The organism is Guptibacillus spartinae, from assembly GCF_028610625.1.
Lineage (GTDB): Bacteria > Bacillota > Bacilli > Bacillales > Guptibacillaceae > Guptibacillus > Guptibacillus spartinae.
Genome location: NZ_JAQQWU010000001.1, coordinates 514,968 through 530,156 on the forward strand (window position 1 = coordinate 514,968; position 15,189 = coordinate 530,156).

At 41.8% G+C, this 15,189-nt stretch carries 12 protein-coding genes; all 12 read left to right on the top strand.

What is annotated here, in order from left to right; genetic code table 11:
* Nucleotides 1-185: 185 nt before the first annotated feature.
* The 12 genes from rpsB to nusA all read left to right on the top strand — a co-directional run bounded on the left by rpsB (nucleotide 186) and on the right by nusA (nucleotide 15,182).
* Nucleotides 186-917, top strand: coding sequence for a 30S ribosomal protein S2 (rpsB, locus tag PQ511_RS02730; protein ID WP_159782362.1), 732 nt, complete (start codon nucleotides 186-188; stop codon nucleotides 915-917).
* A gap of 100 nt (nucleotides 918-1,017) precedes the next feature.
* Nucleotides 1,018-1,899 carry a translation elongation factor Ts gene (gene tsf, locus PQ511_RS02735; protein WP_273850393.1) on the top strand — a complete coding sequence of 294 codons (882 nt, stop codon included), beginning with the start codon at nucleotides 1,018-1,020 and terminating at the stop codon, nucleotides 1,897-1,899.
* Between the two features lie 73 nt (nucleotides 1,900-1,972).
* A complete protein-coding gene (gene pyrH / locus PQ511_RS02740) occupies nucleotides 1,973-2,698 on the top strand; it encodes a UMP kinase (RefSeq protein WP_273850394.1) in 726 nt (241 codons plus the stop codon).
* Between the two features lies 1 nt (nucleotide 2,699).
* A complete protein-coding gene (gene frr / locus PQ511_RS02745; RefSeq protein ID WP_098443378.1) occupies nucleotides 2,700-3,257 on the top strand; it encodes a ribosome recycling factor in 558 nt (185 codons plus the stop codon).
* A 91-nt stretch (nucleotides 3,258-3,348) separates the two neighbouring features.
* Nucleotides 3,349-4,116: an undecaprenyl pyrophosphate synthase gene (gene uppS, locus PQ511_RS02750; protein ID WP_411909156.1), complete on the top strand. Its 768-nt coding sequence runs from the start codon at nucleotides 3,349-3,351 to the stop codon at nucleotides 4,114-4,116.
* A 21-nt stretch (nucleotides 4,117-4,137) separates the two neighbouring features.
* A complete protein-coding gene (locus PQ511_RS02755; RefSeq protein WP_273850395.1) occupies nucleotides 4,138-4,944 on the top strand; it encodes a phosphatidate cytidylyltransferase in 807 nt (268 codons plus the stop codon).
* Between the two features lie 32 nt (nucleotides 4,945-4,976).
* A complete protein-coding gene (gene dxr, locus PQ511_RS02760) occupies nucleotides 4,977-6,125 on the top strand; it encodes a 1-deoxy-D-xylulose-5-phosphate reductoisomerase (RefSeq protein WP_273850396.1) in 1,149 nt (382 codons plus the stop codon).
* 15 nt (nucleotides 6,126-6,140) lie between these two features.
* Nucleotides 6,141-7,394 carry an RIP metalloprotease RseP gene (gene rseP, locus PQ511_RS02765; protein WP_273850397.1) on the top strand — a complete coding sequence of 418 codons (1,254 nt, stop codon included), beginning with the start codon at nucleotides 6,141-6,143 and terminating at the stop codon, nucleotides 7,392-7,394.
* Between the two features lie 41 nt (nucleotides 7,395-7,435).
* Nucleotides 7,436-9,055: a proline--tRNA ligase gene (locus tag PQ511_RS02770; RefSeq protein ID WP_273850398.1), complete on the top strand. Its 1,620-nt coding sequence runs from the start codon at nucleotides 7,436-7,438 to the stop codon at nucleotides 9,053-9,055.
* 79 nt (nucleotides 9,056-9,134) lie between these two features.
* Complete coding sequence (locus tag PQ511_RS02775) at nucleotides 9,135-13,424, top strand: PolC-type DNA polymerase III (protein ID WP_273850399.1); 4,290 nt, start codon at nucleotides 9,135-9,137, stop codon at nucleotides 13,422-13,424.
* A gap of 158 nt (nucleotides 13,425-13,582) precedes the next feature.
* Nucleotides 13,583-14,053, top strand: a complete 471-nt coding sequence (gene rimP / locus PQ511_RS02780; protein WP_273850400.1) for a ribosome maturation factor RimP — start codon at nucleotides 13,583-13,585, stop codon at nucleotides 14,051-14,053.
* Nucleotides 14,054-14,072: 19 nt separating this feature from the next.
* Nucleotides 14,073-15,182: a transcription termination factor NusA gene (gene nusA, locus PQ511_RS02785; protein WP_159782372.1), complete on the top strand. Its 1,110-nt coding sequence runs from the start codon at nucleotides 14,073-14,075 to the stop codon at nucleotides 15,180-15,182.
* Nucleotides 15,183-15,189: the final 7 nt, after the last annotated feature.

Below are 15,189 nucleotides of genomic sequence, written 5' to 3' on the forward strand. Positions count from 1 at the left end.
CGAATGATGATGTAGGCATTTATGGAATTTAAGATTTAAACTTGCGACTTATCACATGATGTGATATATTAATCAACGGTGTTAATCACACACGCTTGTTGATTTGGAAAGTGGTGCTGCAGACGCAGTTTTTTCCGAAATAGATGCAAGCGGAGGATAAAAAAACCATTAGGAGGAACACAATCATGGCAGTAATCTCTATGAAACAGCTTCTTGAAGCTGGGGTACACTTCGGTCATCAGACTCGTCGTTGGAACCCGAAAATGAAACCTTATATCTTCACTGAAAGAAACGGTATCTACATTATCGATCTTCAAAAAACAGTGAAGAAAGTCGAAGAGGCTTATAACTTCGTTCGTGACATCGCTCAGGACGGTGGTAAAGTTCTTTTCGTCGGTACTAAAAAGCAAGCGCAAGATTCCGTTAAGGATGAAGCGATCCGTGCTGGTCAATACTACATCAACCAACGCTGGTTGGGTGGAACACTTACAAACTTTGAAACAATTCAAAAGCGTATTAACCGCCTGAAGAGCCTTGAGAAGATGCAAGAAGACGGTACTTTCGAAGTACTACCTAAGAAAGAAGTTATCCTTCTTAAAAAAGAAATGGATCGCCTTGAAAGATTCCTTGGTGGTATTAAAGATATGAACGGCGTTCCAGACGCATTGTTCGTAATCGACCCTCGCAAAGAGCGTATCGCTATTGCTGAGGCTCGTAAGCTTAATATCCCAATCGTTGCGATCGTGGATACAAACTGTGATCCAGATGAGATCGACTATATTATCCCTGGTAACGACGATGCAATCCGCGCTGTGAAACTTCTAACTGCTAAAATGGCTGACGCTGTGATCGAAGTTAGCAAAGTAGAAGAAGAAGCAGAAGTTGAAGCGGTAGAAACTGAAGAAACATCTGTATAAGAACACAAAGGGGTGATAAAGGGGAACTCTAACCCCTTTATCACCTTTTTTTAACCCAAAAGGGTATGATTACATATCATAATTCAAGGAGGAATTACTAATGGCAGTAACAGCTCAAATGGTAAAAGAATTGCGTGCACAAACTGGTGCAGGTATGATGGATTGCAAAAAAGCTCTAACAGAAAACGATGGTGACATGGACAAAGCGATCGACTGGCTTCGTGAGAAAGGAATTTCTAAAGCAGCTAAAAAGGCTGACCGCGTAGCAGCTGAAGGTCTTGCAAGCATCGCAGTTGAAGGGAATAAAGCGGTTATCGCTGAAATTAACTCAGAAACTGACTTTGTCGCTAAGAACGAAAGCTTCACAACGTTGATCAACGACATTGCACATCACCTACTTCAAGCTAACCCAGAGTCTGTTGATGCAGCTCTTGAAAGCAAAATGGAGAACGGACAAACTGTTACAGAATTCTTAAACAATGCAATTGCTAAAATCGGTGAGAAAATTTCTCTTCGTCGCTTCCAAATTATTGAGAAGACGGATGCAGATGCATTCGGCGCATACCTTCACATGGGAGGACGTATCGGCGTTCTAACACTTCTTGAAGGCACTACTGACGAAGAAGTAGCAAAAGACGTTGCAATGCACACAGCTGCTGTTAACCCTCGTTTCGTATCTCGTGATGCTGTTCCAGCTGAAGAAGTTGAGCGCGAGCGCGAAGTACTTAAGCAACAAGCTTTAAACGAAGGTAAGCCAGAGAAAATTGTTGAGAAAATGGTAGAAGGCCGTATTAACAAATTCTTCGAAGAAATTTCTCTTGTTGATCAGCCGTTTGTTAAAGACACTGATCAAAAAGTAGGGAAGTACGTTGAATCTAAAGGCGCTACTGTAAAAGGCTTCATCCGCTACGAAGTTGGCGAAGGCATGGAGAAACGTGAAGATAACTTCGCTGAAGAAGTTATGTCTCAAGTGAAGAAGTAAAACAATGATAGGGAACACGCCGTGTTCCCTATTTTTCAAGAACAAATACTGATAAACATGCTGGAGGGTTAAAATGAGCGGAGCCAAGTATGAACGCGTTGTGTTAAAATTAAGCGGAGAAGCATTGTCCGGTGGAGAAGGTCAAGGAATCTCACCTTCAATCGTTCAATCAATCGCATCACAGGTGAAGGAAATTCATGAAATGGGTGTAGAAGTTGCCGTCGTTGTTGGTGGTGGAAACATCTGGCGTGGAAAAGTAGGCAGTGAAATGGGAATGGATCGTGCTACTGCTGATTATATGGGAATGCTTGCAACCGTAATGAATTCACTTGCTATGCAGGATAGCTTAGAGAGCATTGGAGTTGAAACACGTGTTCAAACTTCAATCGAAATGAGACAGGTAGCAGAACCCTATATCCGTCGTAAAGCCATTCGTCACCTTGAGAAAAAACGCGTTGTTATTTTTGCGGCAGGTACTGGTAACCCATACTTCTCAACAGATACAACGGCAGCTCTTCGGGCAGCAGAGATTGAAGCGGACGTTATTTTAATGGCGAAGAACAATGTAGATGGTGTATATACGGCAGATCCAACTGTTGACGCGACTGCGAAGAAGTATGACACACTGTCTTACCTTGATGTCCTCAAAGAAGGATTGGCTGTTATGGACTCTACAGCTTCGTCACTTTGTATGGATAACGATATTCCACTTGTTGTCTTCTCAATTATGGAAGAAGGTAATATTAAGCGCGCCATTTGTGGCGAAGAAATTGGAACAGTAGTAAAGGGGAGAAATTAAGATGACGAAAGAAATCTTGAAAAACGCTGAAGAACGTATGCAGAATGGAATTTCAAGCTTAAAGCGTGAGCTAGCGACACTACGAGCAGGAAGAGCAAATGCGTCTCTACTTGATAAAGTTCAAGTGGATTACTACGGTGCTCCAACACCTGTTAACCAGCTTGCTGGTGTTTCTGTTCCAGAAGCGCGTATGCTATTGATCCAACCTTACGACAAAACGGCAATTGGCGATATTGAAAAAGCTATTCTTAAATCCGATCTTGGTCTTACACCTTCGAATGATGGAAATGTGATTCGTCTTACAATCCCAGCCCTTACGGAAGAGCGACGTAAAGATCTAGTTAAACTCGTTAAGAAATATGCTGAAGAAGGCAAAGTTGTTATCCGTAATATTCGCCGTGATGCAAATGATGAATTAAAGAAACAAGAAAAAGACGGCGACATTACAGAAGATGAGCTTCGCCGTGGAAACGACGATGTGCAGAAGCTTACTGACAAATATGTGGCCGAAGCTGACAGCATTGCTGCTGATAAAGAAAAAGAAATCATGGAAGTCTAATTCAATAACATGTAAAATAAGATAATAAAAGGACCCTCTTTTCCCACAGGGGGTTTTTTTGTTAAGTAAGTGACACAATGGAGGATTTGCAATGCTTGGGAAGTTCTCGAACTGGATGAGAAAGAATGAAGATGAGGAACAATTAGAAATTAACACATCTGCTAATATCCCAGGGCATATTGCGATCATTATGGATGGCAATGGACGCTGGGCCAAGAAGCGAGGTCTCCCACGTGTGGCTGGCCACCGTGAAGGTGTGAAGGTTGTGAAGAAAATTGTTCGAAAAGCAAATGACTTAGGTGTTCAATACTTAACGCTTTATGCCTTTTCAACTGAAAATTGGAAGCGACCGAAAGAGGAAGTAGACTTTTTGATGAAGCTCCCAGAACAATTTTTACTTAGTCATCTGCCCGAATTAATTGAGCAGAATGTTCAAGTACGAATAATGGGAGAACGAGAGCAGCTGCCCCCCCACACGTTCAAAGCCATTAGTAAGGCAGTGAATGAAACGAAAGACAATACCGGATTAATTCTTAATTTCGCACTCAATTATGGCAGTCGTCATGAAATGAAAACAGCCATGCAGCGGTTATTAAGTGACGTGAAAAAGGGGATACTGACGGAAGAAGAGATTACGGAAGAGAAAATTTCTTCCTATTTACTCAGCAGTCAATACCCGGATCCGGATTTACTTATACGGACAAGCGGAGAAATTCGCTTGAGTAACTTTATGCTCTGGCAGTTGGCTTATACAGAACTTTGGTTTACAGAAGTTCTTTGGCCAGATTTCACAGAGCACCATTTTCTTGAGGCCGTACAGGAATATCAACGAAGAGGTAGACGTTACGGCGGGGTGTAAGTGTAGGAGGACATTAACGTAATGAAACAACGTGTTATTACGGGTGTGATTTTTGGCGCCCTTTTGTTAGGAATGATTGTTGTAGGAGACTGGCCATTCATTCTATTAATGGCGCTGGTTGCCACAATTGGGATGGTGGAACTGTTACTAATGAAGAAAATCACATTGGTTTCACTTCCTGGTTTACTTGCCATCGTTGGAACGTGGATCCTAGTCATGCCTGATGCTTGGATTGCCTCAATAACATCATCTGTATTTACCAAAATCGATCTCTTATTCTTCGGATTGCTTATTTTACTGGCAATGACGGTTTTAACGAAGAATAAGTATAGCTTCGATGAAAGCTCTTTTATTATGATGGCATCACTCTATGTTGGTTTAGGTTTCTATTACTTCACAGCAACAAGATACTTAGGTGAAAGTAATTTAGATGGCATGATCCATTTGTTTTTTATTATCTTTTTAATATGGGCGTCTGATTCCGGAGCCTATTTTGTAGGACGATCACTTGGCAAGAAAAAACTTTGGCCACATATCTCCCCGAACAAAACAGTAGAAGGTGCCATTGGTGGAGTAGTGATGGCAGTCATTGTGGGGGTTGTGTTCCAACTGATCTATCCGGTATATGATTCCATGATTGTCGTTCTGATTGTATCTGTGTTAACGTCTGTTTTTGGACAGATTGGGGACCTTGTTGAATCTGCATTTAAGCGTCATTATGGAGTGAAAGATTCAGGCAGTATCTTACCAGGACACGGAGGGATACTCGATCGATTTGATAGTCTCATATTCGTTCTCCCCCTTCTGCATTTACTTAACCTGGTTTAGACGAAACAGAGTGGATTGGAGGAACGGTTCGTTTGAAGAAAATTAGCTTACTAGGAGCATCTGGTTCGATCGGTGTTCAGACTCTCGATATTGTGAGAATGCATCCTGACAAGTTTTCTCTAGTAGCGATTTCAGTAGGGAAAAATGTCAAGAAAGCGATAGAAATAGCTGAGGAATTTAAGCCGAAGTTATTATCTGTCCAAAAGAAAGAAGATGCTGAATCGCTCAGAAGAACCATTTCAAGAAAAACGAAAATTGTCTATGGCGAGGAAGGATTAGTAGAAGTAGCCTGCCATCATGAAACAACCGTTCTCGTTAATGCAATTCTAGGAAGTATCGGACTTTCTCCGACTCTTTCAGCAATTGAACAGGGAAAAACAATTGCGATTGCAAATAAAGAAACGTTAGTAACAGCAGGTCACCTTGTAACGGAAGCTGCCAAAAAACATGGCTCTGCTCTTTTGCCAGTAGATAGTGAGCATTCAGCACTCTTTCAGTGTTTAAATGGGGAAAAGCAGGATCAGATGGAACGGCTTATATTAACTGCATCAGGCGGTAGCTTTCGAGATAAAAAACGCGAAGAACTAGCGGGTGTTAGTGTCAATGATGCCCTCAATCATCCTAACTGGTCAATGGGAGCAAAGATTACAATTGACTCAGCTACAATGATGAATAAGGGGCTTGAAGTGATTGAAGCGCATTGGTTGTTTGGCACGCCTTATGATCAAATTGATGTATTGCTTCACAAAGAAAGTATTATTCATTCAATGGTAGAGTACATAGACGGAAGCGTCATGGCGCATCTAGGTACTCCGGATATGCGAATTCCAATTCAATATGCACTTAGCTATCCTGATCGACTTGAAATCAGAAATGCAAAACGGTTAAACTTATGGGAAGTCGGTCAATTACATTTTGATAAAGTAGATTTTGACCGCTTTCGTGCATTGAAGCTGGCTTATGAAGCTGGTCGTGCTGGAGGTTCTCTTCCAGCTGTATTAAATGCAGCAAATGAAACAGCCGTTGCCGCATTTCTAGAGGGTAAGATCGATTTCTTAACGATCGAAGAGCTCGTAGAAACAGCGATGGAGAAGCATGAAATTATTCAAAATGCGTCGCTTGAAGAAATCCTTGCAGTTGATTCTGAAACAAGATTACGAGTTCAGTCATTAATTAAATAAAGGTGGTAAGTGAATATGAACACTGTGATTTCGATCATTATCATATTCGGAGCACTCGTTTTTATCCATGAATTGGGTCACTTGCTTCTCGCAAAACGTGCGGGGATCCTGTGTCGAGAATTCGCAATAGGCTTCGGACCAAAAATCTTCACATTTAAAAAAGGGGAGACGGTTTACACAATCAGACTTCTTCCTCTCGGTGGATTTGTCCGGATGGCGGGCGAAGATCCTGAAATGATTGAATTGAAACCTGGCCAGCGCGTCGGTCTTCTTTTCAACGCTGAAAACAAAGTAGAAAAGATTGTGATTAACCAAAAATCTGCTTATTCTAATCTTAAAGATGTAACAGTTGAAGAAGCGGATCTTGAGCGTGGCCTTTATATTAAAGGATACGAGGGAGAAGATGAACCAGCGGTTGTTTACACGATTGATGAGACCTCTCATTATGTAATGGACGGTTCTGAGTTTCAAATTGCACCATACGACCGTCAATTTGGATCGAAATCGCTTTGGGATCGCTTCCTTGCTATTTTTGCTGGTCCAGTTATGAACTTTTTGTTAGCAATTGTTATTTTCATTGCGCTAGGTTTATTACAGGGAACACCGACGAACCAGGTAAAAGAAGTGGTTGATGGAAGTCCTGCTGAACAAGCAGGGATGGTCAATGGTGATGTTATTACTGAAATCAATGGAACTGAAATAACGGGGTGGAATCAAATGACCTCGATTATTCAGGAAAATGCGAATAATCAGCTTGGTTTTAACGTTGATCGAAATGGAGAAAATGTATCTCTATCGATTACGCCTGAGAAACAAGAGCTATCAGAGAACCAGTCAGTAGGTCGGATTGGTGTGGCACCTGAATATCAGGTGAACTTCTTAGATTCGATTGTCTTTGGATTTACCTCAACCTACGAATTTGGAAAGGCGATCTTTGTAGGACTTGGGCAACTAGTTACTGGCCAACTTTCAATTGATGCTTTTTCTGGACCAGTAGGTATTTATAGTTATACGGAAGAAGCTGCTTCAGGAGGTCTATATGTCTTAATGAGATGGGCCGGCTTCTTAAGCATTAATCTTGGGATCTTTAACCTGTTGCCGCTTCCTGCACTAGATGGAGGAAGACTTCTCTTCATTGGTGTTGAAGCGTTACGAGGAAAGCCTATTGATCCTCAAAAGGAAAGCCTTGTTCACTTTATTGGCTTTTCGTTCCTTATGTTGCTGATGTTAGTTGTAACATGGAATGATATCCAGCGCTTCTTTTTATAAGAGCGACAGGACCTGTTTTAAGAATGAAATGAGGTGCAGGAATGAAACAATCAAAATACTTTAATCCAACCCTTCGTGACAATCCAGCTGATGCGGAAATTAAAAGTCATCAGCTTCTTGTCCGAGCGGGTTTTATGCGTCAAAATGCGTCTGGGATTTATTCATACCTTCCACTAGGGAAAAAAGTATTAATGAAAATTGAAGAAGTGATCCGAAAAGAGCTTGATGGTGTTGGGGCACAGGAGCTTTTAATGCCAGCTATTCAGCCGGCGGAATTGTGGCAAGAAACAGGACGTTGGGATGTGTACGGACCTGAATTAATGCGACTAAAAGACCGTCATGGTAGACCGTTTGCGCTAGGTGCAACACACGAGGAATTAATTACTAGTCTTGTACGCGATGAGCTAAAATCGTACAAACAGCTACCGGTCACGCTCTACCAGATCCAAACAAAGTATCGCGACGAGCGTCGTCCGCGTTTTGGATTGTTACGAGGAAGAGAGTTCATTATGAAAGATGCATACTCTTTCCATTCTTCCGATGAACAGCTTGATGAGGCTTATCAAACGATGCATAGCGCATATAGCCGTATCTTTACAACGCTTGGTTTAAACTTCCGACCAGTTGTAGCAGATTCAGGCGCCATGGGCGGTAAAGATACAGAAGAATTTATGGCCCTTTCTAGCGTTGGGGAAGATACGATTGCCTACAGTGACTCTTCTGATTATGCTGCCAATATTGAAATGGCAGAAGTTCACGTTACTTATGAGAAATCAGATGAGGCAGAAGCGCCTTTAGCTGAAGGGAAAGGTGAGGCTTCAGCAGATCGCCAAATTCATGCAACGCTACTTAAAGTACAAGAGGAAACCATTCTTGTCTTAGTAAGAGGGGATCATGAATTAAATGACATCAAGGTCAAAAATCTTTTTGGCACCGATTTGGTGGAAGTCATAAATGAAGAAGTAGATGTAAAAACATTTGGTGGAAAGATGATGGCCGATCATGCTGTTCGTTCGATTGTAAATGGTTCATTAACCGGTAAGCATGCTTATCAAAATGTGAATCCAGACCGTGACCTTAATATCGAACGTTATGAAGACCTTCGCTTTATTCAAGAAGGAGATCCATCTCCTGATGGGAACGGATCGATTGTATTTGCAGAAGGCATTGAAATTGGACAGGTCTTTAAACTCGGTACGAAATATAGTGAAACCATGGGAGCTACTTACCTTGATGAAGGTGGGAAAGCGAAACCGATGATTATGGGTTGCTACGGCATTGGCGTCTCAAGAACACTTGCGGCGATTGCAGAACAAAACGCAGATGACAATGGACTAAGATGGCCACTTGCTGTCACTCCGTTTCATGTTCACTTAATTACGATTAACGTGAAAGATGACGAACAAACCGCTTTATCTGATCGCCTCTATGATTCTCTACGTGATCAGCGTTACGATGTCCTTTATGACGATCGAAAAGAGCGCGCGGGTGTTAAGTTTAAAGATGCCGACCTTATCGGACTTCCGATCCGAGTGATTGTTGGGAAGAAAGCGAACGAAGAGATAGTCGAAGTAAAGCGAAGAGATACTGGTGAGTCTATGGAAGTTTCAATGAATGACCTGAACGAGACAATCCAGCAGCTTTTAACACAAATGAACTAAAACTGTGGATAGGTGCCAGTGGTACCTTCCACCTTTTTTTTCGCTACCTCTTCATATTTTAAGAAGGAGGAAGAATGGAATGGACCAGGATTTAAACATACGGAAAGAACGTCTTCAGCTGCTCCTTCAACAAATATCGGTTCCGGATAAATTCGTTGACTATTTCAAGGATGGTTACATCTCAAAGTTAACGGTATATAAAGAAACAAGAAAGTGGCATTTTGATTTTCACTTTTCTGATGTTCTTCCTTTTCATGTTTACGAGTTATTTAGAAGTCGTTTACAAGACGGATTAAAACACATTGCCGAGGTTACCTATAGCATTGCAACGGATTCAGGTGGTAATGAAGACCTTGCAATGGCCTATTGGGAAAATGTTGTGGAGTTGATGCAGGACCATTCTGCGTCATTAACGAATGTCTTAAAAAGTCAAACGCCGAAAATAAGTGGAAACAAGCTGATTGTTACAGTACGTAATGAAACAGAGGCGGCGATTGCCAGAAGAAAGTTATCAGCGCCACTAGCAGACTGTTACACAAATGCTGGCTTTCCGAAATACATGCTTGAAGTAGAAGTGAAGGCGTCTGAGCAAGATTATCAGAAGTTTGTTGAACAAAAGCAGCAGGAAGATCAGTCAAAAATGATGGAAGCGTTGATTGAAAAAGAAAAGGCAGATAAATCTTCAAGCAAGAATGTACCGGATTCCCTTGTTATTGGGTACAAAATTAAAGAAGATCCTGTACCGATTGAAACGATTCAGGATGAAGAGCGTCGAATTGCTGTTCAGGGGTACGTCTTTCACGCTGAAACAAAGGAACTTAGAAGTGGTCGCACATTATTAACCTTTAAAATAACAGATTACACTGATTCGATTCTCGTAAAAATGTTCTCTCGAGATAAAGAAGATGTCCCAATCTTAGAAGCTGTTCGAAAAGGCATTTGGGTAAAGGTACGCGGTGGCATTCAAAACGATACGTTCGTCCGTGATCTTGTCATGATCGGGAATGATCTAACGGAAATCAAACCAGAATTGCGACAGGACGAAGCGCCTGAAGATGAAAAACGGATTGAACTGCATGCTCATACGCAAATGAGTCAAATGGACGCGGTAAGCACAGCTGGTGGACTAATCTCCCAGGCAGCTAAATGGGGACATCCAGCGATTGCCATTACAGATCATAATGTTGTTCAATCATTTCCTGATGCTTACGCTGCTGGTCAAAAGCATGGCGTAAAAGTGATTTATGGTCTTGAAGCTGATCTTGTCGATGATGGTGTACCGATGGCTTATAATGAAGCCGACCGCGATCTTGAAACGGGCACTTACATCGTTTTTGACGTTGAAACAACCGGGCTTTCAGCTGTTTACAATAAAATTATTGAGCTGGCCGCAGTGAAATTGAAAGATGGAGAAATTGTAGATAAATTTGAGCGGTTTGCGAATCCACATCACCCGCTATCGTCCACAACCATTGAACTCACGGGAATTACCGACGATATGGTCATGAATGCACCTGAAATTGAAGATGTTATTAAAGATTTTCATGAATTTATGGGGGATGATATTCTCGTTGCCCATAATGCTAGCTTTGATATGGGATTTTTAAATGTGGGCTTGCGTAATGTCGGTTTAGGAGAAGCGACTAATCCGGTCATTGATACGCTCGAATTGGCACGTTTTCTTTATCCAGAAATGCGAAATCACCGTTTAAATACGCTTTGTAAAAAGTTTGATATTGACTTAACACAACATCACCGAGCGATTTATGATGCGGAAGCAACAGGCTATTTATTGTGGAAGTTAGTGAAAGATGCGCTTGAGCGAGAGATCACGAATCACAACATGCTAAATGACAATATGGGTCAAACCGGTTTTCAGCGCACGCGTCCATCTCATACCATTATTTTGGCGAAAAATGACGTTGGCTTAAAGAACTTATTTAAACTCGTTTCTTTATCGCATATTGATTATTTTTATCGAACGGCTAGAATTCCACGATCAAAGCTTGAGAAGTACCGAGAAGGCCTACTGATTGGTTCCGGATGCGATAAAGGTGAAGTTTTTGAAGGAATGATGCAGAAGTCTCCTGAAGAAGTAGAGGACATCGCAAAGTTCTATGATTACCTAGAAGTGCAACCTCCTCAAAATTACATGCATTTAATTGAGAAAGAACTTGTTCAGGACGAAATGGCTTTAAGAGAGATTATCGGTAAAATCGTTAAGCTTGGTGAGAAGTTGAATAAACCCGTTGTAGCGACTGGTAATGTACATTATCTTGAGCCTGAAGATCATATCTATCGAAAAATTTTAATTAAAGCCCAGGCGGGTAACCCGTTAAATCGCCAAACACTGCCACAAGTTCACTTTAGAACGACGAACGAGATGCTCGATTGCTTTCATTTCCTTGGCGCAGAAAAAGCGAAGGAGATCGTCGTTCAGAAGCCTCAGGTAGTGGCCGATTTAATCGATGATATAAAACCAATTAAAGACGATCTATTCACACCGCGAATTGAAGGCGCTGATGAAGAAATGCGTCAAATGAGCTATGGGATGGCTAGAAGTATATATGGCGATGAGCTTCCTACTATTGTGGAAGAAAGACTTGAAAAAGAACTAAAGAGTATTATCGGTCACGGATTCGCTGTTATTTATCTGATCTCTCATAAGCTTGTAAAAAAATCGCTAAACGACGGCTATCTAGTAGGATCTCGTGGTTCAGTAGGGTCTTCTTTTGTTGCGACAATGACAGAAATTACGGAAGTGAACCCATTGCCGCCGCATTACGTCTGTCCTTCTTGTAAGAAATCACAGTTCTTTGATGATGGATCAGTAGGCTCTGGATTCGATCTTCCTGATAAAAACTGTGAAGATTGCAATATCCCTCTTACAAAAGATGGTCACGACATTCCATTTGAAACGTTCCTTGGTTTTAAAGGAGATAAGGTGCCCGATATTGATCTAAACTTCTCAGGTGAATATCAGCCTCGTGCTCATAACTACACGAAGGAACTGTTCGGGGAAGATAACGTGTTCCGAGCAGGAACAATTGGTACGGTTGCTGAGAAAACGGCGTATGGGTATGTAAAAGGGTACATGGGCGACCATGATCTTCACTATCGCGGAGCTGAGATTGATCGGCTTGTATCAGGTTGTACGGGCGTGAAACGGACTTCCGGTCAGCATCCGGGTGGGATAATCGTTGTGCCAGACTATATGGATATTTATGATTTCTCACCAATTCAATTCCCTGCTGATGATAAAACGTCGGCTTGGAAAACAACGCATTTTGATTTCCATTCTATCCACGATAATCTACTAAAGCTTGATATTCTTGGACACGATGATCCAACGGTTATTCGGATGCTTCAAGATTTAAGTGGGATTGATCCAAAAACCATTCCGACTGATGATGCTGAAGTTATGAAGCTCTTCAGCGGAACCGAGTCACTTGGCGTTACACAAGATCAGATTATGTGTAAAACAGGAACTTACGGTATTCCAGAATTCGGAACCCGTTTTGTTCGTCAAATGCTTGAAGATACGAAACCAAGCACCTTCTCTGAACTTGTACAGATTTCAGGTCTATCGCATGGTACTGATGTATGGTTAGGAAATGCGCAGGAGCTCATCCAGGCTGGAACATGTAACTTGAGTGAAGTGATTGGTTGTCGTGATGACATTATGGTTTACTTGATTTATAAAGGTCTTGATCCCTCCCTTGCGTTTAAAATCATGGAGTTTGTGCGTAAAGGGAAAGGGCTACAAGAAGAATGGGTAGCGGAAATGAAAAAGCATGACGTGCCTGACTGGTACATTGATTCTTGTTTGAAAATCAAGTATATGTTCCCGAAAGCCCACGCAGCTGCCTACGTCTTAATGGCTGTTCGGATTGCTTATTTCAAAGTGCATCATCCGATTTTATTCTATGCGGCTTATTTAACGGTAAGAGCAGATGATTTTGATATCGATACAATGGCAAAAGGTTCGAATGCGATTCGAGCGAAAATCGAAGAGATTAACGAAAAGGGACTTGATGCGTCACCGAAGGAGAAAAACCTCTTAACCGTGATGGAGATTGCGCTCGAAATGTCAGAGCGCGGACTGCGGATGCAGAAAGTTGATCTCTATCGATCGAAAGCCGCTGAATTTGTCGTTGATGGGGATTCACTGATACCTCCATTTAACTCTCTACCAGGTGTTGGAACGAATGCGGCGATTAATATTGAAAATGCGAAAGAAGCTGGCGAGTTTCTTTCAAAAGAAGATTTACAACAGCGAAGTAAGATTTCAAAGACCGTCCTTGAGTATTTAGATGACCATGGATGTCTTGAAGGTCTACCAGATGCGAACCAGCTAAGCTTGTTCTAAAGAAGCGCCTTCGCTTCTCTGTTGAATTGGTTATATGAGTATGGTATAGTAATTGTGGAAATACTAGTGAATACACACGCGACGGAAGAGTGGGGCTATCCCACTCTTTCGTTTTCGATTGGGACCCTGCTGTACAGGATCAGAAAGGAGGACAACCAATGAACGAAAATGTGATTACGGTTACTGAAGAACTAGTAAAACCAATAGTAGATGAAATGAACCTGGAACTTGTAGATATAGAATTCACGCAGGAAGGCAAGAATTGGTTTCTCCGTGTCTATGTCGATTCTCCTCGGGGTGTTGATATTGAGGAGTGCGGGACAATTAGCGAAAAGCTAAGTGAACAGCTTGATAAACATGATCCAATTACACAACCTTATTTCCTAGAAGTTTCCTCTCCGGGTGCTGAACGTCCGTTGAAGAAAAAGACGGACTTTGAAAAAGCGGTAGGGAAGCAAGTCTATATGACTACTTACGAGCCAATAGACGGAGAGAAAAGCTTCGAAGGTAAGCTCTCTGAATTTAATGGTGAAACGGTTGTGATTGAACAGCGAGTGAAAACGAGAGTGAAAAAGGTAGAATTACCTTATGAAAAAGTAGCAAGCGCAAGGCTTGCGGTTGTTTTTTAATTAAAGGGGAGAATGAAAAATGAAGAGTAGTGAGTTATTAGATGCGCTAACCATTCTTGAAAAAGAAAAGGGCATCAGCAAGGATATTATCGTTGAGGCGATTGAAGCAGCCCTTATTTCCGCATATAAGCGAAACTTCCACCAGGCACAAAATGTAAGAGTGGACTTTAATCAGGACACCGGTTCGATCCGCGTATTTGCTCGAAAAGATGTTGTTGAAGAAGTGGAAGATTCTCGCCTTGAGATTTCACTAGAAGACGCGAAAGACATTGATCGTCAATATGAACTAGAAGATATCGTGGAAATCGAAGTGACGCCTCGTAATTTCGGTCGTATTGCAGCTCAAACAGCAAAGCAAGTCGTTACTCAGCGTGTCCGTGAAGCTGAGCGTGGGATCATATTTAGCGAATTTATTGAACGCGAAGACGATATCATGACTGGAATTGTTCAGCGTCAGGATCATCGTTTTATTTATGTTGACCTCGGACGAATTGAAGCACTTCTCCCTGCAGGTGAACAAATGCCTAACGAAACGTATCATTCTCATGATCGTATTAAGGTATATGTAACGAAAGTTGAAAAAACAACCAAAGGGCCACAGGTGATGGTTTCAAGAACTCATCCTGGTCTTCTTAAGCGTTTATTTGAACTTGAAGTGCCAGAAATTTTTGACGGCACAGTAGAAGTGAAGTCCATTTCACGTGAAGCCGGCGATCGTTCTAAGATTGCGGTTCACGCAGAAGATCCTGAAGTGGATCCGGTTGGCTCTTGTGTAGGGCAGCGTGGACAACGTGTTCAAGCGATTGTAAATGAGCTAAAAGGCGAGAAAATCGATATCGTTAGCTGGTCTGAAGATATCGTCGAGTACGTAGCTAATGCGTTAAGCCCTTCTAAAGTACTTAAAGTGAATGTTGATGAAGAAAATAAGATGACTCAGGTTATCGTTCCAGACTACCAGCTCTCTCTTGCGATCGGGAAGCGCGGTCAAAATGCGCGACTAGCAGCTAAGCTAACGGGATGGAAAATTGACATTAAGAGTCAATCTGAAGCGGAAGAGCTCGGCATTTATAGTGCTGATGAAGCTCCTCTTTTTGAAGAGAACGACGCGGAAGATTCAGATCTAGATTAAGCAAGAT

Excerpts from the sequence above, each read along its gene's own strand:
- tsf (WP_273850393.1), top strand. The coding sequence starts at position 1,018 with ATGGCAGTAACAGCTCAAATGGTAAAAGAATTGCGTGCACAAACTGGT.
- rimP (WP_273850400.1), top strand. The coding sequence starts at position 13,583 with ATGAACGAAAATGTGATTACGGTTACTGAAGAACTAGTAAAACCAATA.
- pyrH (WP_273850394.1), top strand. The coding sequence starts at position 1,973 with ATGAGCGGAGCCAAGTATGAACGCGTTGTGTTAAAATTAAGCGGAGAA.
- nusA (WP_159782372.1), top strand. The coding sequence starts at position 14,073 with ATGAAGAGTAGTGAGTTATTAGATGCGCTAACCATTCTTGAAAAAGAA.
- PQ511_RS02770 (WP_273850398.1), top strand. The coding sequence starts at position 7,436 with ATGAAACAATCAAAATACTTTAATCCAACCCTTCGTGACAATCCAGCT.
- frr (WP_098443378.1), top strand. The coding sequence starts at position 2,700 with ATGACGAAAGAAATCTTGAAAAACGCTGAAGAACGTATGCAGAATGGA.
- rseP (WP_273850397.1), top strand. The coding sequence starts at position 6,141 with ATGAACACTGTGATTTCGATCATTATCATATTCGGAGCACTCGTTTTT.
- uppS (WP_411909156.1), top strand. The coding sequence starts at position 3,349 with ATGCTTGGGAAGTTCTCGAACTGGATGAGAAAGAATGAAGATGAGGAA.
- rpsB (WP_159782362.1), top strand. The coding sequence starts at position 186 with ATGGCAGTAATCTCTATGAAACAGCTTCTTGAAGCTGGGGTACACTTC.
- PQ511_RS02755 (WP_273850395.1), top strand. The coding sequence starts at position 4,138 with ATGAAACAACGTGTTATTACGGGTGTGATTTTTGGCGCCCTTTTGTTA.
- PQ511_RS02775 (WP_273850399.1), top strand. The coding sequence starts at position 9,135 with ATGGACCAGGATTTAAACATACGGAAAGAACGTCTTCAGCTGCTCCTT.